This is a genomic window from Citrobacter sp. UYEF32 (assembly GCF_040546205.1).
In the GTDB taxonomy this organism is placed as follows: domain Bacteria; phylum Pseudomonadota; class Gammaproteobacteria; order Enterobacterales; family Enterobacteriaceae; genus Phytobacter; species Phytobacter diazotrophicus.
In genome coordinates this window covers 136,960-161,634 of sequence record NZ_JBEPNI010000003.1, presented here as the reverse complement: position 1 = coordinate 161,634, position 24,675 = coordinate 136,960, and the positions used below count along the sequence as shown (strand labels likewise).

Genomic DNA, 24,675 nt, shown 5'->3' with positions numbered 1-24,675 from the left:
TCGTTTTTGAGAGTAACCAGACCACAATTTAGTCGCCCCGGCTGGCACAGCGCCGCCGGGAGTCGTTAATTTACGCCTGTGGCCACAGCCATGCCGCACCACGCACACCACTGGAATCACCGTGCAGCGCTTTACGGATCGGGGTTTCACACTCACCGCCGAAAACCCAGTTTTTCACCAGATTTGGTACGGTTTTATACAACCGTTCGACATTGCTCATCCCGCCGCCAAGCACAATGACATCCGGATCGAGAATATTCACCACGTGGGCCAGCGACTTCGCCAGACGCAGCTCATAACGGCTTAACGCCAGCTCGGCAAGCGGATCCTGCGCGTCCACCAGGCGGATGATTTCATTGCCTTTAAGCGTGTGTCCGCTTAAGCGCTGATAATCGGTGCCAAAGCCCGTACCGGAGATAAAGGTTTCGATGCACCCTTGCTTGCCGCAATAGCACGGCACCTCTTCCCGATAACGCAATTCATCTGCATCCATCCACGGCAGCGGATTATGCCCCCACTCGCCCGCCGTCCCGTTGCCACCGATATGCGAGCGACCATTAAACGCCAGACCCGCTCCGCAGCCTGTACCGATAATCACCGCAAACACGGTCTGCGCACCGGCCGCTGCGCCATCCACCGCCTCAGAAACGGCCAGGCAGTTAGCGTCATTCGCCAGACGAACTTCCCGGTTTAAACGTTGGCTTAAATCTTTATCGAACGGCTTACCGTTGAGCCAGGTTGAGTTGGCATTTTTTACCACGCCCGTATAGGGAGAAATAGAGCCGGGGATCCCCATACCGACGGTGCCCGTTTGCCCGGTTTCTTTCTCAGTCAACGCCACCAGAGAGACCAGCAGATCAAGGGTTTGATGGTAATCACGCGGTGTCGGCTGACGATGGCGAAACAGCTCGTCGCCGCTATCGCTGAGCGCAATGATTTCCGTCTTTGTGCCGCCTAAATCGATACCAATACGCACATAATGCTCCTCATAGTTGGACAACGCATTCACATGCAAGCGCGGCGACAATTGGTTATCATGCCCGCTGCAATTAACGACTAGACCGTGGAAAATATCATGCTGTGGTTCAAAAATTTAATGGTATACCGTCTCAGCCGCGATGTAGCGCTGCGGGCGGAAGAGATGGAAAAACAGCTTGCCCCACTATCGTTTACCCCGTGCGGTAGTCAGGATATGGCGAAAACCGGCTGGGTTCCACCGATGGGTTCACACAGTGATGCGCTGACCCACACTGCGAACGGTCAGATTATTATCTGCGCGCGCAAAGAAGAGAAAATCCTGCCTGCGCCAGTGATCAAACAGGCGCTGGAAGCCAAAATTTCCCGTCTTGAGGCCGACCAGGGCCGCAAGCTAAAAAAAACCGAAAAAGATTCTCTGAAAGACGAAGTGCTGCACTCATTGCTGCCGCGCGCCTTCAGTCGTTTTAGCCAGACCATGATGTGGATTGATACCGTTAATGGTCTCATTATGGTGGACTGCGCCAGCGCGAAAAAAGCGGAAGACACCCTGGCGCTGCTGCGTAAAAGCCTGGGTTCTCTACCGGTTGTCCCGCTGACGCTGGAAACCCCTATTGAACTGACGCTGACGGAATGGGTACGTTCCGGTACGGTGGCACAAGGCTTCCAGCTTCTCGACGAGGCCGAACTGAAAGCTATTCTGGAAGATGGCGGCGTGATTCGCTGTAAAAAACAGGAACTGGTCAGCGATGAGATCGCCGTGCATATCGAAGCGGGTAAAGTGGTAACCAAACTGGCGCTCGACTGGCAGCAACGCGTTCAGTTTGTGGTGTGTGATGATGGCTCGATTAAACGCCTGAAATTTGGTGACGAGCTACGCGATCAGAACGAGGATATCGACCGCGATGATGTCGCCCAGCGCTTTGATGCCGATTTTATTCTGATGACCGGTGAACTGGCGACGCTGATCCACAGCCTGGTAGAAGGGCTCGGCGGCGAAGCTCAGCGCTAAGACAAAAAATCAGACGCTAAAAAGCAGAACGCCCGGTTAAGCCGGGCGTTTTTTTACAGATAACGGCAGAGGTAAGAGGTCGGCTCGGCTACCTGCAGATGAAATTCACTTTGGCCGGCAACATTGAACACTTCACCCGCAGAGTAAGTCTTCCACTCGGTTTCACCAGGCAGCAGAACATGAAGCGCACCGCTAATGACCGTCATCTCTTCCGGCTGCGCGGTACCAAAGGTGTACTCACCTTCCACCATCACGCCCACACTGGCGCGGCCAGTACTGCTGCTGGTAAAACCAATGGATTTCACTTTACCGGAAAAGTATTCGTTACTTTGAAGCATGAACTGGCCCTTATAAAGAAAATGTCTGGAAAAACACTATAGAGGCCAGACTTCGCTTCTGTCACGCGAAATTGCAGGGTGATACGGCTTATACCAGCAGTTCCGAGGCGAGCCGCGCCACCAGAACATTAGAAAGTAATACTGGCACATCCAATGATTTTTGAAGTAAATCTCTGTGCCATTGATGAAAACCGAGGCAATCAAGCATTAATACGTCCGCACCCTGCTCAATAAGCTCTTTTCCCGCCGAAACCAGTTGATACTCAGTCGCCTCGTACGGGTGTGCCAGCGTGTAAAATGGCGTCTTTTCCAGCACGCTCCATTTTCGCTGCTGCGGTTCCATCAGTTCAGGAATCGGCACAATCACCCCTACCTGATGACCATCAACAATCGAGGCAACAAGGGGCGGAATAATACGCTGTGGTTCGATCAAAATGGCATTACGCGCATTCAGCCCACGGATATCTGCCGTACTCATCAGCAAAATAACGTCGTAGCCCTGGTTGTCCATCACTTCGATAACGCTTTGCAGATCACGCTCCACTTTCTCTCGCGAGACCATCGCAATACTGCCATCGCACAGGCGCGTAGGCAGCGGCGTTTCGCCCGGATCAACTTTGTAATCTGTCAGGACGTCCTGGGGATCCATTTTACCCAGCAGGCTGAAATGGGTTATCTGCTGTTCAGAAATATGCTCGGTCAGCAACGGTAATATCGTTTGAACAGGCACCACCCCCACGGTGAGGATCGCCATCGTTGAACTCATCTTGTTCATCCACCTTGCAACACTGCTTTTTCGTTAATGCTTTGACGCAGCCTAAATGCACAGGCAACTTCCAGGTTCTTAAAGATTCCCAAATACGCCAGTAATGTCTGATTATTGACGGTCCTCATCCATCTTGCCAGAGTGAAAAATGTGATGAGGCCCCGCTTATTTCATGTTTCAGAACTTTTTCAAGGCAATCAGTTTTTATCTGGATCCTCATACCGCTTTTTAGCATCCAGGGCTTCTTGCTCAGTGGGGTGCTCACTGATTAAAGAGTCAGGTTTAGGATGGTCGGCACGTAATTCGTACCAGGTGACGGTCTGCCCGGCTGTGCCTTTTTCGACAGCAACAACACGGGCTTCACGAGGATAAGGTGGTTTACCAGGCATGACGTTACCTCAGTTACGGGGTCAGGCCTTAAGTATAGACAATCGTTTCGCTAACTGGCGCGCGCCAGACGCAGAGCCGTCTGAATTTCAGCGATCACCAAATCAAGATCTTGCGCGGCATTCACAACATGATGTGCAGCTTCACGGTAGAGGGCATCACGGACCGCAAGAATTTCGCCCACCTCTTCGCGAACAGGCTTACCGGTCAGGGTCGGACGCTGGCTCTCTTTCGGGTACGCTTCCAGACGATCAACCAGTACCGGGACAGGTGCAGAGAGATAAATCACCACGCCCTGCTCGCGCATAAATTTGCGATTGTACTCGCTCAGAATGATACCGCCGCCAGTGGCAACAACACGCGCAGGCGCGGTAACAGCTTCCAGAGCTTCGGTTTCACGCGCACGAAAACCATGCCAGCCTTCTTTGCTTACGAGCTGGGCAACGGTCATCTGCGCCTGCTCCTGCAACCAGTGGTCTGTATCGACAAACTGACAAAGGTGTAACTGTGATAACGCATGACCAACGGTAGTCTTACCGCAACCACGTGCGCCAACTAAAAAAATGGGTAACGTCATGAACGGGTGTTCCCTCTGATATCGCAAGGTGAAAAAAAGAAAATAAGATAATGGTAAATCACCCTGCCGGGCGTTGAGTAATCGTAAACAAATCGTTACGCTTCAAAAACAACTTGCATCTTTCCTCATTAGAACCCAGAGACGACGCCACATTTGAGTGTAAAGATTTTAATGCAACCTATGTAGCGATAACCTTACTTTAAAAGATTGTCTGTTGACAAGCCCACAGGCTCGTTTAGCGTAACATATTCACATAACCGTTGATGATACTACTCGTCAGCCTTGCGGCGCTGGCGCTCGAGCAGCCATTTATCCAGTTGGGCGGCAAATTGCTGGCGGTCACGCTGGGACAGGCTATCCGGACCGCCGGTCTGAATCCCGCTGGCGCGTAGCGTATCCATAAAATCTCGCATCGTCAGACGTTCGCGAATCGTCGCTTCGGTGTAGCGCTCGCCGCGCGGGTTAACGGCTGCCGCGCCTTTGGCTAAAACTTCCGCCGCCAATGGGATGTCTGCCGTGATCACCAGGTCGCCCGCCTCACACAGACGCACAATTTCGTTATCGGCGACATCAAACCCCGCGGCAACGCGCACGAAACGGATAAAGCGCGAGGGGGGCACACGGATATTTTGGTTCGCCACCAGCGTCACTGGCGTTTGTGTGCGCTCGGCTGCACGAAACAGAATCTCTTTAATCACATTCGGACAGGCGTCCGCATCAACCCAAATCGCCATCATCGCTCCTCACTCTCATTTCGGGCATTGTCGCGTTAAATGCCCCGCTTCGCAAAGCATGACGTTAAGCTTTCGCCCTGTAAGCCTTTCCACGTTAAGCTATACCTCACAACACGTAACAGCAGAGAGACAGACGTAATGGAGAAAAAAATCGGTTTTATCGGCTGCGGCAACATGGGCAAAGCCATTCTCGGCGGTCTGATCGCCAGCGGCCAGGTACAACCTGGACAGGTCTGGGTCTATACCCCATCGCCAGAAAAAGTCGCCGCACTGCATGACCAGTACGGCATTAACGCCGCACAGAGCGCGCAGGAAGTCGCCCAGATAGCCGACATTGTCTTTGGCGCCGTAAAACCGAATATTATGGTCAAGGTGCTTAGCGACGTCGCATCCAGCCTGAATAAAGAGTCTCTGGTCGTGTCGATTGCCGCAGGCGTCACCCTCGATCAACTGGCGCGGGCGTTGGGCCACGATCGGAAAATCGTCCGCACCATGCCTAACACACCGTCGCTGGTAAATGCCGGTATGACCTCCATCACGCCGAACGCCCTGGTGACACCGGAAGATATCGCCGACGTACTTAACATCTTCCGCTGCTTTGGTGCCGCTGAGGTTATTGCCGAACCGATGATTCACCCGGTGGTGGGCGTCAGTGGTTCCGCCCCGGCGTATGTGTTTATGTTTATCGAAGCCATGGCAGATGCCGCCGTGCTGGGCGGAATGCCACGCGCACAGGCTTACAAGTTTGCCGCGCAGGCGGTAATGGGATCGGCGAAAATGGTGCTGGAAACCGGCAAACATCCGGGCGAGTTGAAAGACATGGTCTGCTCCCCTGGCGGTACGACCATCGAAGCGGTCAAAGTACTGGAAGAGAAAGGCTTCCGCGCGGCCGTTATCGACGCCATTCAGGCCTGTATGGCGAAATCCGAACAGATGAGTAAATAAGACCGTGACTGCGCCGCCGGGCCACCTGCGGCGCAGTCATGTGCTAGGCCAGCATCTCACTGGCCTGATGCAGAGGCATCGGCTGCTGCATTTTCACCAACAGTTCTGCCGTTGCGGTATTTTCACCGCAGCTTAGCACCGCTTTCAGCATCCCCTCTTCGCCATAAAGCACCGCAAAACGCTTATCCTCAAACGAACCAAGCATTTTCACACTGTCCCATTCCCGCGCATAACCCAGATATTCGAAGCGCGTACCGAAATGGGTGGTCCAGAAAAACGGTACCCGATCAAACGCATGGTGCTCACCCAGCATATTTTTAGCCGCCAGTCGCCCCTGCTGCTGCGCCACGCGCCAGTGTTCAATTCGCCGTCTGCCTTCCGGCGCCGGATAACTGGCGATATCGCCCACCGCCCACACTCCCGGCGCGGCGCATAAGGTTTCATCCACCGTCAGGCTACCGTCTTCTTCATGATGAAGATCATGGGCCAGATCGGTAAACGGACGAACCCCGGTGGCAAACACCACCACATGTGCAGGCAGCGTCAGGCCATTTTTCAGGCGTACCCCCTGCACATGCCCGTTGCCCTCCAGTGCCGCCGGTTCACCGGTCACAAATTTCACGCCATTCTGCTTATGCATATTGAGAAAGTGTTGGCCCATCTCTTCACCAAACTGCGGAACAAAAGGCAATTCGTGGCGCGACACCACCGTCACGTCAATATCCTGGTTGCGTAAGGCTGCCGCCAGCTCCATGGCAATAAAGCTGTTGCCGATGATCACTAATTGATGTTCCTGCTCCACATCGTTGAGCAACTGTTGTGCCTGATGGAGTTCCCGCAGGACATGAACGCCTTGCAGGTGGTTACCTTCAATATCAGGACACAGCGGCTGCCCACCGGTCGCCAACAACAGTTTGTCAAAATGGAGCCTTTGCCCGCTGGCCAGGGTAAGAAAGCGCTCGCGGCTGTTGAGGTCGGTCACCTCTTCTCGCAGGCTTTCAACACCCGGCTGCTGGTAAAACGCATCATCAAGCACATGCGGCACTTCACTGATTTTCATTTTTCCTGCGGGGACAAATTTGCTCAGTGCCGTACGGTCATAGGGGGCATCGTTCTCTTTATCGATAAGCACTAAACGCCCGGAGTAACCCGAGTCGCGCAGCGTTATAGCGGCGGAACTCCCCGCGGCCCCGGTACCCAAAATAACCGTGGTCTGTTCCTGTTCACCGCGGATCAGCGGCCTGCTGGCAGGGGACATCGGACGTGGATTAACCAGAACGCGGTTTTGTTCCAGCAGTACCGGATATTGTTTAAGGCTGGTCAGCGCTAGCGGCTCAAGCCACTGTCCATTCTTAATGTCGAATTCAGCTTTGTGCCACGGACAAACCAGCCGCCCTTCGCAGACAGCCCCTTTCTCAAGGGGAGCTCCCGCATGGGGGCATTTGCTCTGGAATGCGCGCACCTGCGTTAAGGTGCGAATGAGGATCATGGCGGTACCCGCCACTTCGACTTTTACCGGCTTGCTCTCCGGTAGTGAATTGATATCTAAGACGTATTGGTAGCTCATAACATTGCTCTCGTGTCAGTGTTGGAGATACGGACGTAACGCCAGACAGCGCACACCACGAGGAAATAAAAAGCACTCAATCTGTAATGATGACCTGTTAAGCCTGGCAGAGAATAGGCCTATAGCAACCAGGCGAGGAGTCAGGCGGCCACTTCGGTGCGATTGCGCCCGGCTTTTTTCGCTTTGTATAACGCCAGGTCGGCAGATTTTAGCCACTCCCGGTAGTGGGTCATTTCATCGGTCAGAGGGGCAACACCGACGCTGATTTGCAGCGCCAGTTGCGGAGCAGAAGGCAGGCGGAAGGCGGTAAGGCGGTCATGAACACGCTCCATGGCTGCAATCGCGTTTTCAGGCGGCGTGCCGCACATGATGACGGCGAATTCATCACCACCGAAACGCCCAATCAGATCGCTACCGCGCAAAGTGAGTTGCAGGTGACGGGTGATGGCAATGATCGCCTCATCCCCCACGTCATGTCCCCAGGTATCGTTAATGGTTTTGAAATGATCGACATCGATCAGCAACAGCGTCGCGATCCGTTGATGACGGCGACAATCATCAAATTCATCACGCAACAGACCCTCCCAATGGCGACGATTGTAAACGCCAGTCATACCGTCACGGATACTCATCACCTGCAGGCGGCGTTTATGCTCCTCAAGCCTCGCGGCGTTACGGAAAGTCATCCAGGAAAAGAGGAGTGGATACAGCAGAAGTACCGGCACCGTCAGGCAGATAATCAGTGACGGGCTGTCGGGGGTAATGGCAATCCCCGTAAGCTGGAGGGTAACCAGGCAGGCAACCACCATCAAAATAACCCCGGCAAGGCACAGTCGCGGCCCGCCTGCCCCCATCGTGGTGATAAAAACCACCATTGCCATGGCGATAGAGGGGAGCAGGTTCACACCGATGAGCCCCATCCACATTCCGGCCAGCAGGGCATCTGCCTTCAAATTATGGGTTTCACTGGCGTAGGGATCGCTTGAGCGGGCCGCCAGTTGCCAGGCGAGATGCGGCCAGACGAAAGTCCATAAAACCAATAAAATCCACCAGCCTCCCGCAACCGGCTGTAATACCAGTACCCCAGCGAGCGGCATAAACAGGCAGGCCAGCCCTACCGCCCGTGGCAACCGTTCCCGCTGCGCGAACTGGAGCCCCATTGAATGGGGATCGTCATCGTGCAGAGCGCTACGTCTCTCCTTGCCACTCTCTGTTGTATAAAAGTTATTATCATTCATCATTATTGGGAACATTCTGAAACATTTTCCCAAATTATAGAGAGGGGTCATGCGGGGAAAGTATGAAATTTCGGGTGAGTCGCGTGGCGAGCTCACCCGTTTGGATTAGCCTGTTTTTTTCAGGCAGGCGCTCATAAATTTGCTGCGATCTTCGCCTTTAAGCGACTGCTGCGTCGCCTGTGCGTTGCATTCGCGCATTTTTTGCTGTTGGGGACTCAGACTTTTTTGTCCGGGCTCGGTTTTGGTATTTTTCAGGCAATCGCTCATATACCGCTTGCGGGCATCACCGGAAAGGGTCTGCGCCGTAGCCTGCTGATTGCAGAGGGTCATACGTTGTTGTTGAGGGGTAAGAGTCTTCTCAGCGGCACTCAGTGCAGTAACAAACACCAGGCCGAACAGGAGCGTAACAAGTAATGTTATTTTCATAGCACCATCCTTCTGTAAGCCTTGCCCCTTAAGGATGGTCTGTCATGGAGAAAAAACCACCCGGCAGGAGAGATTTCCCACCGGGCAGCAACTTATTTCAGCCCAAGCGCGTTTTTCATGGTGAAGAACAGGTCGGTCTGATCGGTCAGGCCCACAACGTTAGCCGCATGTGGACCATAGGCTGCCAGACGAACCTGTGTACCGGTATGCTCCATCGACTCTTCCTCAGAGTTACCATAGGTTATCGCCATCACCGCACCGTCTTTGGTGTTCAGCAACTGGCTCAAGCCAGGCGCTTTGGTGTCAGGCGGGATAATCTGGCTGGCGTGAGCATGATCAGCGGTAACGATGACCAGCGTATTGCCATCTTTTTTGGCGAAGGCCAGCGCTTTTTGCACGGCTTCGTCGAGGTCGACAGTTTCACCAATCTGGCCGCACGGGTTGGCAGCATGATCTTGTTTATCGATCGATGCGCCTTCCACCTGCAGGAAGAAACCTTTCTCGTTTTTGCTCAGCAGGTCGATCGCTTTTTCGGTCATCTGCGCCAGCGTCGGTACGCTATCGGTACGTTTAGCATTTGGCGTACAGGTCACCGCAGGTTTATCGAGATTACCGTGCAATGTGGCTTTCGGGCCTTCCCAACGAACCGGCATGTTGCCATCGGAGAACAGCCCCAGTAGCGGTTTATCCTGATTCGCTTCGGTGATAGCCGCCAGCGTCGAGGCGTCCCCCACTAACTGGTAGCCACGCGCCTGTGCCTGCTCACGCAACGTTTTGCCTTTCCACTCACCGGCGGTTGCCGTTTCACTGAAGGTCTTCGCACCGCCGCCGAGGGTGACATCGGCACGCGCATTCAACAACTGCTCGGTGATGGAGCCTTTGCCGCCTTTTTCCAGCGCATTGCTGGCACATTTTTCACTGGTAACGCTCGGGCCGTAGCATTTACGCGACGTCACGTGGGAAACAAGCGCGGCAGGCGTAGCGTCCTGCAATTCAGCGGTAGAGACGTTACCAGTAGCAAGACCCGCGGCCTTTGCCATCTCCAGGATCGTCATATGATCTTTTTCGTGGATATCGACACCCAATGCGCCGTTATAAGTTTTCACGCCGGTAGACCATGCCGTTGCGGATGCCGCAGAGTCGGTCACGTAATCGGGTTTGCCCGTTTTCTTATCCAGCGCGTAATGCGTGTACTGACCCGTCAGTGGTAACGCATCGATACCTTTAAAATAACCGCCCGCCCCTTCGGCATAATTTCGCGCAGCGGTAATTTCTGAATCGCCCATGCCATCACCGATCAGCAGAATAATATTTTTAGCCGGTTTGTCATTGAGCGAGGAACGTATTGCGTCAGTTTGATCGGCAGTTAAACGGCGGGCGCCGCCTTGCGTCGTAATATCGCCCTGTGCGGCACGATTCTCAAGCACAGTGGTGGCGGAAGTGGTATCCGCATAAATAGCATGGGTAAACAGCATAGGGAATAAGGCGACGAATAATGCGCTCTGTTTCACTTTATTTTCTCCGTGTATAAATACTTAAAAAGAAATAAAACAGAGCGACTATAGGCACCGCGTATGACAGTGAGATGACAGCGTGACTTATCTCAAAGTCTCAGTTGCGCGGGTGCCTTAAAAGCTTTTTTATATACTGTTGCAGCAACTCCGTATCATGATCGGAAACGTCCGTTCCCGGATGAACATCATCCATCGCGCCTTCAATACTCTGGATAAGCGCCTGTTGCTCAGGCAGTGCCATCTGACGCAAAAGTGCAGTGACAACGATCTCCAGCGCTTCCACCTGCGCAACCAGTTCTTTGGATTCCTCTTCCTTTTCCGCGAGTTTTACCAACAGCTCTGCAATGAGATTTTTCATAGCGCTATTTCCTTATGTGATATTCGATGACGTTAGCACTCTGTTCTGTAGTTGCAAAGTGGATGCATCTATTATTTTTCGCTAAATTTGCGCTATGTAGAACCGTAAAACAGGAAAGCCAGTAACGAAACGTTTCTCTGACATAGACGTAAATTTATTCCTGTGTCAAAGCGAGGCGGGAGATAAAAGAATATATTTTTTCTATAAAGAAAATTTATATCCAGAGCGGAGCCAGAAGCTTCCGATCTGGATATCCGTTCAACGTCGCGCTTTACGTAATGCCAGCGCCAGTTGCCAAATATTGCATAAAACCACCAGCGCCGTGGCGACAAATACCCAGCGGAATCCGGCCATCGCCGAGACAGACGCCCCCATCAGCGGCCCGACCACGTTACCCAGATACATAAACGACTGGTTATAACCAAAAATACGTCCGGTCACCTGGTCGCTGGAATATTTAAGCAGCAGCGTTTGAACGGCAGGCAGCATCGCCCCATCGGCGAAACCAAGCATAAAACGCAAAATGCCCAGTTGTAGCGGCGAGGTAACAAACGACATGGCGAAAAATAGCACCACGGCGCAGATTAACGTTGCCATCAGAATGCGCGCCGTACCAATTCGATCGCCCAGTTTTCCCAGACGCGGCGCCGAGATAAGCGCGGAAACACCCGGTACGGCGGCAATCATCCCGCTGAGGAAGGCGATATTGCTGCTGTCGGGTGTCATTGACTGGATAAACAGCGCCAGGATAGGCCCGATAGAGCCATTGCATAACTGGATAACCAGCGTCGTCAGAAAAAGACTGATCACCAGGCCCGGATAAGGTAGCGAGGAAAAGACGGCCTTGCCGCTCAGCCGTTGCGCCTTGCTGACCTTAGGACGCGCCCCCTCTTTGATCAGAAACAGTGTGACCAGAAAACTGACGATCAGCAGCGTTGCGGTGATTAAGAAGACGGTTCGTAAACCAAAATGGTCCGCCAGAAAACCGCCCATTAACGGCCCGCCAATCACCCCACTGATTTGCGCCGTCGAGAGTGTGCTTAGCGCCCAACCGCTACGCTCACGGGGAGCCTGAGAGGCGACCAGCGCCATCGCATTGGGAATGTAACCAGACGTGAGCCCCATGACGCCGCGTAAGATGAGCAATTGCCAGACATTTGTCGCAAAGGCCTGCAGTAAAATGGCGATTGCCATCCCCAGAGAGGCGCGCAACAACATTAACTTGCGCCCTTTTCTGTCAGCAAGGCTGCCCCATAGCGGTGAAACTATCGCGGAAACCATAAACGTGACGCTAAAGGTCAATCCGGACCACATCGACAACGCTTCGTGAGAAGAGACCCCCAGTTGGGAGACATATAAGGGCAAGAACGGTAAGATTTGACTGATGGCAAGACCGGTGAAAAAACAGCCGAACCATACGGAAATAAGGTTAATTCTCCAGGGTTCCATAAACAGCAATTATTATTCAGTTTTTGGCAAATTAGACACAGGTTAACAAGAACAGTAATAAGAATACGCACCAGAGGTGCGATTAGCTTTTTTTTGGTGTTTTATCTTCTCTATTCTGCCACAGGCCACAGCCCTGAATATCAACCACACTTATCACGGTAGTTTATGCTTTAGCGGCATAGCCCAAATCCACGCATCCCAAGATGAAAATGGTTGGCGTGCGCCGCGTTGTACTCCGGCCCAAGGCCATTGCCATAATACCCACAACTCGCGCTTAACATCGCCTGTAGCCAGGGGCGCGTATCATCACGCGTCCAGCCTCGCAATACCGTTATCTGTTGACCGTTTGCCAGATGAAAACCGCTAATATCCAGCGCTTCAGCAGTGGCATGTTCGCTAAGACGGGCGTCGGGTCGATTATATATATTACGGCAGGCGTAACTTCCCACATGGTCGATGCGAATGAGCGGACTGCCCATAAATTGTTGCGTTAGCGGCCGGGCCTGTTGTTCAACAAAAAGCGCTGAACTGAGTGCCAGCGGGCAACTGGCAAGAAAACTGCTGCTAAGTTTGACCGGGCCAAAATCGCGCACCCGTACCACATTGTTCAGCGGACAGTCACCCTGGGTATCGGCGACAGATGTTGAGGAAATGAGTTGCTGCTGGTTTGCCTGTTGCAGCAACTCAACGCACTGCCCCGGATCGAGCCGGCGTAACTTAAATTGGGTAATGCGGCCTGGCGGATCATTGAGTTGTAATGGTGCGAAGGGGTTGTAGTAGGCAGGCAAATAGCGCCAACCCGCCGCCAGTCCGCCGAGCAAAATAAACAAACCGATGAAGCCTTTCCCTTTCACGCATCCCCTCCATTAATCACTGCAAAACAGTATGGCAGAAGTGATATGGTATGTGCTTTCTGATTCATGTGAGTGAAAGTTGAGATGGCAAAACTGCGGGTAGGGGTCGTGTTCGGCGGCAAGTCGGCTGAACATGAAGTGTCGCTGCAATCGGCAAAAAATATCGTCGATGCAATGGATAAATCGCGTTTCGATGTTGTATTGCTGGGGATCGATAAGCAGGGTCAGTGGCATATCAACGACGCGAATAATTATCTGCAAAATGCCAGCGATCCGGCGCGAATTGCACTTAATCCCTCTGAAAGCAGCGTTGCGCTGGTGCCGGGACAGCCGTCACAGCAACTGATGAATGCCACGGATGCCAAACCCTTCCCACAAGTGGATGTGATTTTCCCGATTGTTCATGGTACGCAGGGTGAAGACGGTACGCTACAGGGCCTGCTGCGCATGGCAAACCTGCCGTTTGTCGGCTCAGATGTGCTGGGCTCCGCCGCCTGCATGGACAAAGACGTGACCAAACGTCTGCTCCGTGATGCGGGTCTCGCTATTGCGCCGTTTGTCACCTTAACCCGCAACAATCGCGATCGTATGACGTTCTCAGAGATACAGGCGAAACTTGAGCTGCCGCTGTTTGTAAAACCAGCCAACCAGGGCTCTTCCGTTGGCGTCAGTAAAGTCACCAACGAAGCGCAGTACCATGCCGCCGTCAGCCTGGCGTTCGAATTTGACCATAAAGTGGTGGTCGAAACCGGCATCACCGGTCGCGAGATCGAATGTGCGGTGCTGGGTAATGACGATCCGCAAGCCAGTACCTGTGGCGAAATCGTGCTTAACAGTGAGTTTTACGCTTACGATACCAAATACATTGACGATAACGGTGCGCAAGTGGTTGTACCGGCGGCGATCGCCCCCGAAGTGAATGATCATATTCGCGCCATCGCCGTACAGGCGTATCAGACTCTGGGCTGCGCGGGTATGGCACGCGTCGACGTATTCCTGACACCGGACAACAAAGTGATTATCAATGAGATCAATACACTGCCTGGTTTCACCAATATCAGCATGTACCCGAAACTGTGGCAGGCGAGCGGTCTCGGCTACACCGATTTGATCACGCGCCTGATTGAACTGGCTTTGGCGCGCCATCAGGCCGATAGCGCGCTGAAAAGTTCAATGAACGGTTAATTCTGCGTTTTTTCGTCCTCATTCGCCGCGTCTTCGTTTTCTTCGGGGCGGCGGCGAATGATAAACCCGGCAAGCCAGAAACTGATAACCCAGGTCACCAGCCCGACGGCATAGTTTTGCCAGCCTTTCGTTTCAAAACCCAGCAAACCCACAACGCCATTCAGAATAAAGATCAAACCAATCGCAAACGCATAGTAGTGCCAGTCACGGCGTATTTTTGAAGGCAGCTTCATGACAACTCCGGCAATAAAAACGCCATCCTCGCATATTTGTCATGGCACGTCTGTGGCGCATACGGAAATTCTGAAATGTTAATTTGATGGTCTAAATGTTACAGAAATGTGAGCGCGTACAAAATTTACACATCCGGAATCATTCCCGCTGCGAAATTATCACCATTCCGATGTTGACAATTTAATCGAACTGTCAAAATTACACCGATTCACTGGCAATGAGCCAACGTAATTAAACGTAGCGGAGGTCTATATGGCTGACTTTACCCTGTCGAAACCCTTTTCGGGTAAAAAAACTCGCGACGCCTCTACGCCCGGTAATATCGCTTATGCCGTGTTTGTGCTGCTCTGCTTCTGGGCAGGCGCGCAACTGCTGAACCTGTTGGTGCATGCGCCCGGGGTCTTTGAACATTTGATGCAAATGCAGGACACCAACCGACCACACGTCGAGATGGGGTTAGGTGTTGGCACCATTTTTGGTCTGGTGCCTTTCCTGATTGGCAGCGCATTTCTGGGCGTGATTGCCCTGGTATTGCGCTGGCGACGCCATCATTAGTTTTTCATCATACATTGCGCCCGGCGGTCATCGACACGCTTAGCAAACCAGGCAGTTGTAAGGTTGCGTGTGATCTTCGGGCTTTCCAGTTGGATCCCCGGCAGCATTTCTCGCGGTAACGTCTTCCCGGCCTTCTGTTCTGCCAGACGATAAACGTTCTGGTATAACGCCGTTTTCTCTAAGGCAATACTGTCGCCGGTTTCTAACTGTCGGCGGATATCTCTGTCGCTCATTCCCAGTTTCGCCCCCAGTTTTCTGGCTGCCAGCTCCGTTGCACCTGCCTCGTTGCTGCCGTACTGAATCAGATCGCCGTCCAGCGCCAGTTTAACGCCGGTCGCTTTGCTTAGTGCATTCTGGAATGCCGCGTTACGGCTGGCGTAATGTCCGGCATTAAAATCAGCAAAGCGATAAAGGGGTGCCGTGTAATTTGCCGGATAATTGAGCAGGTGGTATGTGCCAAACCACAGGCCACCGCGACGGGTAAAGACCTCTTGTCGCACCGTGCCTTCCATTTTCCACGGGTAGCCGTCGGTGTGCTTCTCGGCAAACGCAACGCTAATTTGCATAGGCCCGCCGGTATGCACCGGGTTATAAGAACCAAAAAGCGTCTGCCCCATCGGCACGACGTTGATAAAATCGTCGAAAATTTCGCTCAGTTGTTTTTCGGTGCGAACCTTGTCCAGACGCTCGCTATAGCTTTTGCCATTGGGCGATTCAATTTTCAGCGCGGTATGTACCAGGGCAAGTGGGATATGTAAACGTGACGCACGGCGGTCAATCTCTTTCCAGGCGATTTTATTCAGCCCCGGCACCTGCGGATCGGCCTGATAGTTAGACTCCTGCTGCGCAACCGCCAGCACCGAACAGATATTTTCCAGCGTCGGAGCAATCGACTGGCTGCTAAAAGTGGTGGCAATATCTTGCGCCCACGCATCCCGGTCTTTCACACTCGCGGGCATTTTTTCTCTGACCACGCTCGCCACATCGCGGGGCTTCTCCGCTTCGGCCTCCTTCGTCTCTTCTGCGCTGGTTGTGTTTTTCGGTGTCGTACAACCGGCGAGAATCATTCCCGCCAGCAGTGTCATTGTGGTCGCGATAAGACGCGGCGCGCAAACAGGCATATCGTTCCTTGCTTAACTGAAAGTGTTGGTCATTTGCGATGCTGGCGGTGCATTCAACTCGCTTTCAAAGCTGCGCAAACGTTTATAGATGGACATCAGTTCCACCAGCGTGGTCCAGGAGGCTATCAGATACTGGAATGAACTGCGCACCTGTTCAAATACGTTTGTGATTTGGCGCATCAGACCAAAAGTAATCGCCCCGGCGGCGATGGTCGGGAAAAGGACAACCAGACCGAACACCACATCAACCTGCAGATACAAAATACGGGCAATGTTGAAATACATATAGTGGAAATAAAGACGGAAATAGTTACGGCGGACGGCAGAAAAAAGCTCTTTCACTGTATGAGGTTTCGCGCGGTTGACGTCATCTTCGCCATACACCAGTTCTTTACGATATGCGGCTTCTACGCGCTGATTTTTGAACTCCAGCCCCGGCAGTTTAATCCCGACAAACGCCAGCAAAAAGGTGCCGGAGAGCGCCCAGGCGATGGACGCAATCACCAGACCATACGGCAGATGCCCCACCAGCGGCAACTCCTGTACGTGTGGCGACAGTGCCACCAGAACCGGTAAAAAAGCAATCAACGTCATGACCGCATTGATAAAGCTAACACCCATGTCTTCAAGCGTAGAAGCAAAACGCATGGTGTCTTCCTGAACACGCTGCGCCGCTCCTTCGATATGGCGCAACTGGTCCCAGTGCTCCATATAAAATTCGTTCATTGCCGTACGCCAGCGAAAGACATAGTGGCTCACGAAGAAGTTGTTCAGCACCGCAACGGTGACCGCAATCAGGGCGATCCACAAAAAGACACCGATTTCGCTATAAAGCTGACCAATACTGACTTTATTCGGCGCACTCAGCGCTTTTTGAATAAGATCGTAAAATGGCGCGTACCACGCGTTAATCGCGACGTTGATTTCCACCAGAAACCAGGTCACGAAAATGATTAAGGCCGTTCCCAGGATTGACCAGCGCTGCCAGCGATGCGGTGCGTAGAAAAACCAGAATAGCGCAAAGAGGCCAACGCATAATGCGTAGTAGGCATAAAACAGCAGGAAGTTCAGGGACCAGAAGCGCGCCGCGCTGATGGGAACATCCTCAGAAGCGCCAACCAGCCGCATTATCCAGACCTGCCCACCGGCCTGCCAGAAAACGACTGCGATCAGTGCCCAAATAAAGGCCGAGAGAAAGAACAGCTTCGGCTTTGGGAAAAAAGACTTAAACATAATACTCTCCTGCTCACTTCTTATTTTTGTGCATTACTCATACGGCGCACAACACACCTCCGCCACAGGAGCTTCCTGCGGTGGGGGAGCGTTGTGAGAACTGTAGAATCAGACCTGAGCGTAACGCCTTAGTTCGTTTGCCACTCGTGAAGAATTGTTTCGACGGGTTTCACAAAAACGGGGTTATCCGGCACAGTAAGTGTGCGCCAGACTTCATTATAATGGGCGATGAGTGTTTCAGCCGGAGCTGCTGGTCGGTTGGCTGTCGTATGGGCGTCTTCAGCTACGGTAATTGAATATCCACGGCTGGCACCATTTTTCAGCGTGGTATCGAAACAATAATCTGTCGCACAGCCGCACATGACGAATGCAGAGATATCGTGCTCGCGTAAAACCTCCGCCAGCAGGGTACGGTAAAAGCTGTCACAGGCGGTTTTGGTGACATACAAAGCGTTATCAGGCTGGTAAAGATCGGGCAGCAACTGGAACCCTTCGCTCCCCTCTTCCAGTCCACCGCTTTCGATATGCTGGATAAAAATCACCGTATCCGCCGCCCGTGTGAGCTGATTTATCCGCGCTACACACGCTTCGCGTCGAAAACGTGGCGTCGCAAAAACCCCGTTTTGCATATCCACTACCATCACCACTCGCTTACCTGACATTGATCGCCTCCAGAAATTCGCCGCGGAAAGAAAAAGGGTATCACAACGAAGCGGCTATTTTGTGGTCCGGAAAAAAGTTCATGTTTACCCCTCGTTACGTTATTTCGCGAAATAATGCGCTTTTCGGTGCTTTGAAATATGCCGCCTGGTAGTATAAATACGCATTATCCACTTCTTTCATTTACGGATGCTTTCGTTGAAACGTTGTTTGTTTTTCTCCGCGACGCTCTACGCGTTAACACTGACTTGCGCGCATGCAGCACAACAGTCGCCTGATGCTGAATTTGCGTCTGATATTGTTGATCGTTATGCCAACCATATTTTTTATGGAAGTGGCGCAACAGGGATGGCGATGGTGGCGATTGACGGTAACCAGCGGGTATTCAGAAGCTTTGGTGAAACGCGTCCTGGTTCGAACGTGCGCCCGCAGCTTGATTCGGTTATTCGCATTGCCTCGCTCTCCAAGCTTATGACCAGCGAAATGCTGGTGAAGCTCCTCGATCAGGGCGTAGTGAAACTCAACGATCCGTTAAGCAAATATGCGCCACCGGGTGCGCGTGTGCCGACTTATCAGGGTGCGCCGATTACGCTGGTTAACCTGGCGACACATACCAGCGCACTGCCGCGTGAACAACCGGGTGGTGCAGCAAAGCGAACCGTATTTACCTGGCCGACCCGCACAGAGCGCTGGAACTGGCTCTCTACGGCGACCTTAAAATCGGCACCGGGAACTCAGGCGGCGTATTCCAACCTGGCATTTGATCTTTTGGCCGATGCGCTGGCGAATGCGGCGGGGAAACCCTACTCTCAGCTTTTCGAAGAGCAAATTACGCGTCCGCTGGGGATGAAAGACACCACGTTTACGCCATCACCTGACCAGTGTCGTCGTCTGATGGTGGCGGAAAAAGGCGCGAGTCCGTGCGATAACACCCTGGCGGCTATTGGTAGCGGTGGTGTTTATTCAACGCCGGGGGATATGATGCGCTGGATGCAGCAATTCCTCTCTTCTGATTTCTACAGCCGTAACAGCCAGGCAGATCGTATGCAGACGCTGATTTATCAGCGCAATCAGCTTACACGTGTTATCGGAATGGATGTGCCGGGTAAAGCCGACGCGTTAGGCCTGGGCTGGGTGTATATGGCACCGAAAGACGGGCATCCGGGAATTATTCAGAAAACGGGTGGTGGTGGCGGTTTCATTACCTATATGGCGATGATCCCGCAGAGTAATGTCGGTGTGTTCGTGGTGATCACGCGTTCGCCATTAACGCGTTTCGTGAATATGAGCGATGGCGTAAACGATCTGGTTAGTGAATTGAGCAACAATAAACCGGTGGTTGCACCTTCGTCCTGATTTGGCCAGGCAGTTGGTCAATACTCATAAGGCAAGCGGTTGATTTTCAACAGCTTGCCTTTATGCATTTCGATATAGTTTCCTTTACGCAGTGCGGACAGGACTTCGGCAATCACAGAGCGAGAAACCCCGGTGCGCCGCTGAATGTACTGAATAACCCCAACGCGCGCTCTAAGCTGTTCGTCCCAGTCAGACATGGTTAACAGCGATGCCCGAATTTGGTCGTAGGTACTGCTGCCAATAAGCTGACAATCGCGGGTTTCAGCAATGCGGTGCCACCATGTCAGCCACGCAAACGCTTCACGCCACAGTTGGTTTTTATCTATGAGCGTCATCGCTAAATCAGAAGACAAGTAATATCCCGAGCATTCGTTTTGCGCGGTGTATATATACTCGGATGGGCGTTGAATAAGGCCTGTACTTAGCCCTTTGATAAACGGTGCCCTGGCAATACCTAATAGCACATCGTTATATTTTCGACTAATAGCTATTTCACCCTGCAGAAGGACAAGGGTAATGTTATTCGGGTCGATTTTATTGAAAGTCAGAATGGCGTCATTGGCTAACTCAAAAGGAATACCATGAGCGGAAAAACATTCATCTAGTAAATATAACTCCGCAAGCGGCTTACTTAATGAAATCATTCAAGTCCCTTATAAAATAAAATTCCCGCCAATCCGTGGCGGGAATTTGGATACTGATAAAATAGCAGGGAAAATATATTCCCTGCCAGATTTATTACCAGGTGTATTTCACGCCAACTTTTGCGCCCCAATCCTGTTCAACGTCGCCGCCGCCCAGATAGTTCACATCAGTGTATGCGCTGAAGTTTTTGGTGAAGCTGAACTGCGTACCCAGACCAACACGAACCGCAGAACCTTCAACACCGTTGTCGATAGAATCGCCATTCACTTTTGCAGTGTTGTTAGAGTCATCGTAAACGTATGCCAGGTTGAAGTACGGAGTCAGAGCCTGATCGCTGCCATAGGTGAAGGTATAACCTGTGTTCACGCCCAGTTCATAACGCAGGCTATCGTAGTCCTGATCGCCCGCTTTCATGTTGTTGCTCAGGCGGAAGTTATCACCAGACTGGAACAGACCAGAAATACCGGCATACGGAGTAACATAACCTTTGTCGTTAACTTTCCAGTCGTAACCCAGTTTCAGACCGAAGCCCCATGCATCCGTTGAGGAGTCGCCGTCAACATACTGGCCGTTGGACATGCTGGCAGACAGATCGTTATCGAAACGGCTGTAGCTCAGGTTACCATCCAGGAAGATGTTGTTAGTAAAGCGCGCAGAAGAGTAGATGTACGCGGACTGGCTATCCTGATCAACTTTACCAGAACGATCGCTTACATCACCTTTCGCAAAGCCTGCTGCCGCACCGACGATCCATTTCGCGTTATTACCGTCAACGAAGGTATCAACACCGACCATGATGCCGCTAACGTCCTGATCGTAGTTGATCACGCCGTTGTCGCCATTCAGGTTGCCGCCAAAGTAGCTCACCCATGCGCCACCGTTGTCAGCCAGGCCATGACGACCATTGGTCAGACGGGTAGACAGAGTATCCTGTTGCAGATTCCAGATGTTGGTGTTTGCAGAAGGAATGCTCAGCGCCATGTTCGCGTAGTCGGTCAGCTCCATCTGGCGCATAACGACGGTATTACCTTTCTGCTCAGCCTGATAGGTATACGCACCAAGGTCAGCTTTGTTTGCTGCGCTAAAGGTTGCAGTGGTGTTTTTATCGTTGACGTAGATAAGTTCTTTACCTTTGTAGTCAGCGATACGGCCTGCACCAGTAGAGTTATCGATACGAACTTTGTAGTTACCTTTGGCAGCTACAACGTTGTCATTCTCATCGTAAACGCTGAATTCCTGGTCGGCATTGTTGAGGTTACCGTTACCATTGACGGTCAGGTGACCATCAGAATTCATAGCAATCACACCATAACCGTACGTTGAATCAGACTTATTCTTCGTATTGGTGTGGGCGTTGACCAGGTCTGCGTCTAACACATAGTCGCTGCTGTTGATGTTAAATACGCCGCCTTTATTCAGGTCCATGGTATTTGTACCAAAAGCCCCTGCTTCATAAGCGCCTGCGCCGATGCTGAATTCACCGCCGTTAGATACGGTGATGGTATTTGCATACAGATAAGTAGTTTCATCGTTCAGGTCGACTTTACTGTAGCTGTCGACTTTCAGATGATCGGTTGCAACCTGACCACCAGAGCTCAGGTTCATAGCTGAATTGTTAGTCAGCGTAATGTTGTCCGCGAGCAGGCTTGAACCGTTAGCCACATCAACATGAGAGCCGTTGTTAACGGTCAGGTTGTCGATGTTAGAATCATTGACGGTGTTCCAGTGAGAACCGTTGTTCAGCGCAACATTGAACAGGCCACTCTGGAAGGATTTATTGTCAACAACGTTGCCCCATTTGTCATAGGTCGACGTCGGCTCCAGGCTGTTAACCGCAACGTCATACATATCTGCCGGACCAATAGCATTGTACTTAAAGATTGCCGCACCGGTCCATTTACTGCCGTTATCCAGCGTAATGTTCAGTTCGTCAACATTCAGTCCATCGTCAATCCAGCCGCCGTTGGTATCCAGCACACCATCATTGTTTGAATCATGACCATTCGCGTAGAAGTTGGCATTCCAGCTGCTATTGAAAACGACATCGCCCGTCAGCGTCGAGTTGCTGAGAGAGACCTTGTTTTTCATCGAATAGTTCGACGCAGAATTATCACTGAAAGACATTGCGGTGTCATCGTTAGGAACGATATTTCCTGCAGAATCAGCGTTATAGGCAATATTTCCAGAATAATCGCTTGGTTCTGGAGATTTACCGTAGAAGCCTTCGTTTTCCAGCGGAGTATAAGATCCCGAAGTAATCGCAGAATCTTTTACAACGACATTATTGTCCCAGGTATGGGATTCGGTCGTGTAATCAACATTCGAAGTGTCACCCTGAGAAAGTTCAAGACCTGCAACACGAGAATTGGCAGTGATATTGATGTTGCTCTCTACGTCCAGAGTGACGGCAACACCTTGCTTAGCGAACGCTGCTGTACGGTAATCTTTCGATGCAGTTTTACCTTCACCATTCAGATAGCTGTCGGTAAAATAGAAATACTCGTAATCGTCATCAATAGTGGAGTTTTCGATATTCAGAGTGAAGATATCACCATCATGCCACTTATAATCGACGTTAGTACCGTTGTTCCAGGTATAGCCCATACCAGCATCGTCAACATAAGCAATCGGACGCTTAGAGGTAATCATACCGTGGATCGTTGAGTTTTTAACATCCAGGGTATTACTCGTACCATTGGCATAATCATGGTTCATGTAATAGGTGGAGAGGACACCGTTTACAACATCATTATTAAACGTCTGATCGTAAGCGCCATCAGCCGCATTATTATAGATGTAACCATGATAAGAAATATAATTGAGTTTATCGTCGACTGTCCAATCATCCCAACTGTATGCGGTATTGGTGTCGTCATGATACCCAAAGGTATCGTACTTCGTCGCATTTGCCTGAGAAGCAATTGCCAACGTGCAGGCTAATGCTAATTGAGATACTACAAGTTTCTTTTTCCACGAGTGCATTTGTCATCCCTCCTCAGGGACATTATCGTTGGTCCATCAATTATTAATGCATCAAATGCAATAAAATTATTTGCGGGGAAATTATGCCGCAGAAAAAGAAAATGGTTCAATTAAAGTTCACGTAAAGTCCGAATTCGGACATATAAAACATAAATATAAGAAATCAGAATATATAAATATTGTAAAATACTTTAAAATCAAATAGATAATACTAATTCAATGAATATTGAATCGCCAAAAAAAGATATTAACAGGAGAAATAAAAATACAATTCTCAATCACAATAAAAATAACATCATGAAGCACTATAAATCACGCCAATCAAAATTGAACTGATGAATGATTTAATGCATTTTAATGTCTCTGCGCATTGCCCTTCATATATTGCCGTTTTAACGCCGATTTTGGTGAAACATACCGGTCACTTTTCGGATACACTGTGCCCTCTGTTCCTAAGACATCAGGCAAATCATGACCGACTTAATCACCCGTCCGCGCCGCCTGCGCAAATCTGCCTCGCTCCGCGCTATGTTCGAAGAGACAACACTCAGCCTGAACGATCTGGTGCTGCCTATCTTCGTTGAAGAAGAGATCGACGACTACAAAGCCATCAGCGCCATGCCTGGCGTGATGCGCATTCCGGAAAAACACCTCGCCCGCGAAATTGAACGCATTGCCAGGGCCGGTATTCGTTCTGTAATGACCTTTGGTATCTCTCATCACACTGATGCGACCGGTAGCGATGCCTGGCAGGAAAACGGCCTGGTAGCGCGCATGTCACGGATTGCCAAAGACGCGGTGCCGGAAATGATTGTGATGTCAGACACCTGCTTCTGTGAATACACCTCACATGGCCATTGCGGCGTACTTTGCGACCACGGCGTCGATAACGACGCCACGCTGATTAATCTCGGGAAACAAGCAGTGGTTGCCGCCGCCGCTGGCGCTGACTTTATTGCCCCCTCCGCCGCAATGGACGGTCAGGTGCAGGCGATTCGCCAGGCGCTGGACGCCGCTGGCTTTACCGACACTGCCATCATGTCCTATTCCACCAAATTCGCGTCATCATTCTACGGCCCGTTCCGTGAAGCTGCAGGGACAGCGCTGAAAGGCGATCGTAAAACCTACCAGATGAGCCCGATGAACCGTCGTGAAGCGATTCGCGAATCGCTGCTGGATGAAGCCCAGGGCGCCGACTGTCTGATGGTCAAACCGGCAGGTCCGTACCTCGATATCCTGCGTGATATCCGCGAGCGCACCACGCTGCCGCTGGGTGCATATCAGGTGAGCGGCGAATACGCGATGATTAAATTCGCCGCGCAGGCGGGAGCCATTGACGAAGAGAAAGTCGTACTGGAAAGTCTGGGCGCCATCAAACGCGCCGGTGCCGATTTGATCTTTAGCTACTTCGCACTCGACCTGGCTGAACGTAAGATTTTGTAAGCCCTCAGGCCCGGCGCGGCTGCCGGGCCTGTTCTCCTCACCTCCCCCGCATTACCATTTATTCATAAAGCTGAAATGCAACTGTCATCCCGTACTTCTACTGTCATCGCAAGACGGCAGG

The 24,675-nt window shown here is 51.7% G+C and carries 25 protein-coding genes; 6 read left to right on the top strand and 19 right to left on the bottom strand.

Annotated features, from left to right (window positions below; translation table 11 throughout):
• Positions 1–70: 70 nt before the first annotated feature.
• Positions 71–976, bottom strand: a complete 906-nt coding sequence (mak, locus tag ABIB59_RS09070) for a fructokinase (RefSeq protein WP_071195852.1) — start codon at positions 974–976, stop codon at positions 71–73.
• Between the two features lie 99 nt (positions 977–1,075).
• Between mak and rdgC the strand changes: the two genes are divergently transcribed.
• On the top strand, positions 1,076–1,987 hold the full coding sequence (gene rdgC / locus ABIB59_RS09065; RefSeq protein WP_079497577.1) for a recombination-associated protein RdgC: 912 nt from the start codon (positions 1,076–1,078) through the stop codon (positions 1,985–1,987).
• A gap of 53 nt (positions 1,988–2,040) precedes the next feature.
• Here the strand turns inward: rdgC and ppnP are convergent, their stop codons facing one another.
• From ppnP to ABIB59_RS09040, 5 genes are all read right to left on the bottom strand, one after another.
• A complete protein-coding gene (gene ppnP, locus ABIB59_RS09060; protein ID WP_041852550.1) occupies positions 2,041–2,325 on the bottom strand; it encodes a pyrimidine/purine nucleoside phosphorylase in 285 nt (94 codons plus the stop codon).
• Positions 2,326–2,413: 88 nt separating this feature from the next.
• Positions 2,414–3,091 carry an AroM family protein gene (locus tag ABIB59_RS09055; protein ID WP_041852551.1) on the bottom strand — a complete coding sequence of 226 codons (678 nt, stop codon included), beginning with the start codon at positions 3,089–3,091 and terminating at the stop codon, positions 2,414–2,416.
• A 197-nt stretch (positions 3,092–3,288) separates the two neighbouring features.
• Complete coding sequence (gene yaiA / locus ABIB59_RS09050; RefSeq protein ID WP_041852552.1) at positions 3,289–3,480, bottom strand: protein YaiA; 192 nt, start codon at positions 3,478–3,480, stop codon at positions 3,289–3,291.
• A gap of 50 nt (positions 3,481–3,530) precedes the next feature.
• Positions 3,531–4,055, bottom strand: a complete 525-nt coding sequence (aroL, locus tag ABIB59_RS09045) for a shikimate kinase AroL (protein ID WP_041852553.1) — start codon at positions 4,053–4,055, stop codon at positions 3,531–3,533.
• A gap of 269 nt (positions 4,056–4,324) precedes the next feature.
• Positions 4,325–4,789 carry a YaiI/YqxD family protein gene (locus tag ABIB59_RS09040; RefSeq protein WP_354035459.1) on the bottom strand — a complete coding sequence of 155 codons (465 nt, stop codon included), beginning with the start codon at positions 4,787–4,789 and terminating at the stop codon, positions 4,325–4,327.
• 138 nt (positions 4,790–4,927) lie between these two features.
• On the opposite strand from ABIB59_RS09040, the gene proC reads away from it, so the two are divergent.
• Positions 4,928–5,734 carry a pyrroline-5-carboxylate reductase gene (gene proC, locus ABIB59_RS09035; protein ID WP_071195854.1) on the top strand — a complete coding sequence of 269 codons (807 nt, stop codon included), beginning with the start codon at positions 4,928–4,930 and terminating at the stop codon, positions 5,732–5,734.
• A 43-nt stretch (positions 5,735–5,777) separates the two neighbouring features.
• Here proC and ABIB59_RS09030 read toward each other — a convergent pair whose 3' ends face one another.
• The 7 genes from ABIB59_RS09030 to ABIB59_RS09000 form a co-directional block, all read right to left on the bottom strand.
• On the bottom strand, positions 5,778–7,301 hold the full coding sequence (locus ABIB59_RS09030) for an FAD-dependent oxidoreductase (RefSeq protein ID WP_354035068.1): 1,524 nt from the start codon (positions 7,299–7,301) through the stop codon (positions 5,778–5,780).
• Positions 7,302–7,441: 140 nt separating this feature from the next.
• Positions 7,442–8,554: a diguanylate cyclase AdrA gene (adrA, locus tag ABIB59_RS09025; protein WP_354035066.1), complete on the bottom strand. Its 1,113-nt coding sequence runs from the start codon at positions 8,552–8,554 to the stop codon at positions 7,442–7,444.
• A gap of 90 nt (positions 8,555–8,644) precedes the next feature.
• A complete protein-coding gene (gene psiF / locus ABIB59_RS09020; RefSeq protein ID WP_041852558.1) occupies positions 8,645–8,965 on the bottom strand; it encodes a phosphate starvation-inducible protein PsiF in 321 nt (106 codons plus the stop codon).
• Between the two features lie 92 nt (positions 8,966–9,057).
• A complete protein-coding gene (gene phoA, locus ABIB59_RS09015; protein WP_079497580.1) occupies positions 9,058–10,476 on the bottom strand; it encodes an alkaline phosphatase in 1,419 nt (472 codons plus the stop codon).
• Between the two features lie 100 nt (positions 10,477–10,576).
• Positions 10,577–10,837, bottom strand: a complete 261-nt coding sequence (iraP, locus tag ABIB59_RS09010; RefSeq protein WP_041852560.1) for an anti-adapter protein IraP — start codon at positions 10,835–10,837, stop codon at positions 10,577–10,579.
• Positions 10,838–11,095: 258 nt separating this feature from the next.
• The gene (locus ABIB59_RS09005; RefSeq protein WP_354035064.1) at positions 11,096–12,286 is read right to left on the bottom strand and encodes a multidrug efflux MFS transporter; all 1,191 of its coding nucleotides are present in this window, start codon (positions 12,284–12,286) and stop codon (positions 11,096–11,098) included.
• A gap of 170 nt (positions 12,287–12,456) precedes the next feature.
• A complete protein-coding gene (locus ABIB59_RS09000; RefSeq protein ID WP_079497581.1) occupies positions 12,457–13,140 on the bottom strand; it encodes an extensin-like domain-containing protein in 684 nt (227 codons plus the stop codon).
• Positions 13,141–13,224: 84 nt separating this feature from the next.
• Between ABIB59_RS09000 and ddlA the strand changes: the two genes are divergently transcribed.
• A complete protein-coding gene (ddlA, locus tag ABIB59_RS08995) occupies positions 13,225–14,325 on the top strand; it encodes a D-alanine--D-alanine ligase (RefSeq protein ID WP_079497582.1) in 1,101 nt (366 codons plus the stop codon).
• On the opposite strand, the gene ABIB59_RS08990 is transcribed toward ddlA, so the two are convergent.
• Positions 14,322–14,558, bottom strand: a complete 237-nt coding sequence (locus ABIB59_RS08990) for a DUF2754 domain-containing protein (RefSeq protein WP_079497583.1) — start codon at positions 14,556–14,558, stop codon at positions 14,322–14,324. The genes ddlA and ABIB59_RS08990 overlap by 4 nt on opposite strands.
• 253 nt (positions 14,559–14,811) lie before the next feature.
• Between ABIB59_RS08990 and ABIB59_RS08985 the strand changes: the two genes are divergently transcribed.
• Positions 14,812–15,114 (top strand): YaiY family protein, encoded by a 303-nt coding sequence (locus tag ABIB59_RS08985; RefSeq protein ID WP_041852564.1) that lies wholly within the window; start codon positions 14,812–14,814, stop codon positions 15,112–15,114.
• Here ABIB59_RS08985 and ABIB59_RS08980 read toward each other — a convergent pair.
• From ABIB59_RS08980 to ABIB59_RS08970, 3 genes are all read right to left on the bottom strand, one after another.
• The gene (locus tag ABIB59_RS08980) at positions 15,111–16,235 is read right to left on the bottom strand and encodes a DUF1615 domain-containing protein (RefSeq protein ID WP_502910495.1); all 1,125 of its coding nucleotides are present in this window, start codon (positions 16,233–16,235) and stop codon (positions 15,111–15,113) included. The two genes, ABIB59_RS08985 and ABIB59_RS08980, sit on opposite strands and share 4 nt — an antisense overlap.
• Before the next feature lie 12 nt (positions 16,236–16,247).
• A complete protein-coding gene (gene sbmA / locus ABIB59_RS08975) occupies positions 16,248–17,468 on the bottom strand; it encodes a peptide antibiotic transporter SbmA (RefSeq protein ID WP_041852566.1) in 1,221 nt (406 codons plus the stop codon).
• 128 nt (positions 17,469–17,596) lie between these two features.
• Entirely contained in the window at positions 17,597–18,130 is a 534-nt protein-coding gene (locus tag ABIB59_RS08970; protein ID WP_079497585.1) for an isochorismatase family protein, read from the bottom strand.
• A 196-nt stretch (positions 18,131–18,326) separates the two neighbouring features.
• Between ABIB59_RS08970 and ampH the strand changes: the two genes are divergently transcribed.
• Positions 18,327–19,484, top strand: coding sequence for a D-alanyl-D-alanine-carboxypeptidase/endopeptidase AmpH (ampH, locus tag ABIB59_RS08965; RefSeq protein ID WP_041852568.1), 1,158 nt, complete (start codon positions 18,327–18,329; stop codon positions 19,482–19,484).
• Between the two features lie 17 nt (positions 19,485–19,501).
• Here ampH and ABIB59_RS08960 read toward each other — a convergent pair whose 3' ends face one another.
• Positions 19,502–20,128: a helix-turn-helix domain-containing protein gene (locus ABIB59_RS08960; protein ID WP_041852569.1), complete on the bottom strand. Its 627-nt coding sequence runs from the start codon at positions 20,126–20,128 to the stop codon at positions 19,502–19,504.
• Positions 20,129–20,222: 94 nt separating this feature from the next.
• Positions 20,223–23,111, bottom strand: a complete 2,889-nt coding sequence (locus tag ABIB59_RS08955; protein ID WP_079497586.1) for an autotransporter outer membrane beta-barrel domain-containing protein — start codon at positions 23,109–23,111, stop codon at positions 20,223–20,225.
• Positions 23,112–23,582: 471 nt separating this feature from the next.
• Between ABIB59_RS08955 and hemB the strand changes: the two genes are divergently transcribed.
• Positions 23,583–24,554 (top strand): porphobilinogen synthase, encoded by a 972-nt coding sequence (hemB, locus tag ABIB59_RS08950; RefSeq protein ID WP_071195863.1) that lies wholly within the window; start codon positions 23,583–23,585, stop codon positions 24,552–24,554.
• The last annotated feature ends 121 nt before the right edge of the window (positions 24,555–24,675 follow it).

Coding starts and splice junctions, on each gene's coding strand:
- ABIB59_RS08985 (WP_041852564.1), top strand. CDS start 14,812: ATGGCTGACTTTACCCTGTCGAAACCCTTTTCGGGTAAAAAAACTCGC.
- ABIB59_RS09005 (WP_354035064.1), bottom strand. CDS start 12,286: ATGGAACCCTGGAGAATTAACCTTATTTCCGTATGGTTCGGCTGTTTT.
- ABIB59_RS08960 (WP_041852569.1), bottom strand. CDS start 20,128: ATGATTTCATTAAGTAAGCCGCTTGCGGAGTTATATTTACTAGATGAA.
- aroL (WP_041852553.1), bottom strand. CDS start 4,055: ATGACGTTACCCATTTTTTTAGTTGGCGCACGTGGTTGCGGTAAGACT.
- ABIB59_RS09055 (WP_041852551.1), bottom strand. CDS start 3,091: ATGAGTTCAACGATGGCGATCCTCACCGTGGGGGTGGTGCCTGTTCAA.
- yaiA (WP_041852552.1), bottom strand. CDS start 3,480: ATGCCTGGTAAACCACCTTATCCTCGTGAAGCCCGTGTTGTTGCTGTC.
- adrA (WP_354035066.1), bottom strand. CDS start 8,554: ATGTTCCCAATAATGATGAATGATAATAACTTTTATACAACAGAGAGT.
- sbmA (WP_041852566.1), bottom strand. CDS start 17,468: ATGTTTAAGTCTTTTTTCCCAAAGCCGAAGCTGTTCTTTCTCTCGGCC.
- psiF (WP_041852558.1), bottom strand. CDS start 8,965: ATGAAAATAACATTACTTGTTACGCTCCTGTTCGGCCTGGTGTTTGTT.
- proC (WP_071195854.1), top strand. CDS start 4,928: ATGGAGAAAAAAATCGGTTTTATCGGCTGCGGCAACATGGGCAAAGCC.
- ABIB59_RS08955 (WP_079497586.1), bottom strand. CDS start 23,111: ATGCACTCGTGGAAAAAGAAACTTGTAGTATCTCAATTAGCATTAGCC.
- ABIB59_RS08970 (WP_079497585.1), bottom strand. CDS start 18,130: ATGTCAGGTAAGCGAGTGGTGATGGTAGTGGATATGCAAAACGGGGTT.
- ABIB59_RS08990 (WP_079497583.1), bottom strand. CDS start 14,558: ATGAAGCTGCCTTCAAAAATACGCCGTGACTGGCACTACTATGCGTTT.
- iraP (WP_041852560.1), bottom strand. CDS start 10,837: ATGAAAAATCTCATTGCAGAGCTGTTGGTAAAACTCGCGGAAAAGGAA.
- rdgC (WP_079497577.1), top strand. CDS start 1,076: ATGCTGTGGTTCAAAAATTTAATGGTATACCGTCTCAGCCGCGATGTA.
- ppnP (WP_041852550.1), bottom strand. CDS start 2,325: ATGCTTCAAAGTAACGAATACTTTTCCGGTAAAGTGAAATCCATTGGT.
- hemB (WP_071195863.1), top strand. CDS start 23,583: ATGACCGACTTAATCACCCGTCCGCGCCGCCTGCGCAAATCTGCCTCG.
- ABIB59_RS08980 (WP_502910495.1), bottom strand. CDS start 16,235: ATGCCTGTTTGCGCGCCGCGTCTTATCGCGACCACAATGACACTGCTG.
- ABIB59_RS09030 (WP_354035068.1), bottom strand. CDS start 7,301: ATGAGCTACCAATACGTCTTAGATATCAATTCACTACCGGAGAGCAAG.
- ABIB59_RS09040 (WP_354035459.1), bottom strand. CDS start 4,789: ATGGCGATTTGGGTTGATGCGGACGCCTGTCCGAATGTGATTAAAGAG.
- ddlA (WP_079497582.1), top strand. CDS start 13,225: ATGGCAAAACTGCGGGTAGGGGTCGTGTTCGGCGGCAAGTCGGCTGAA.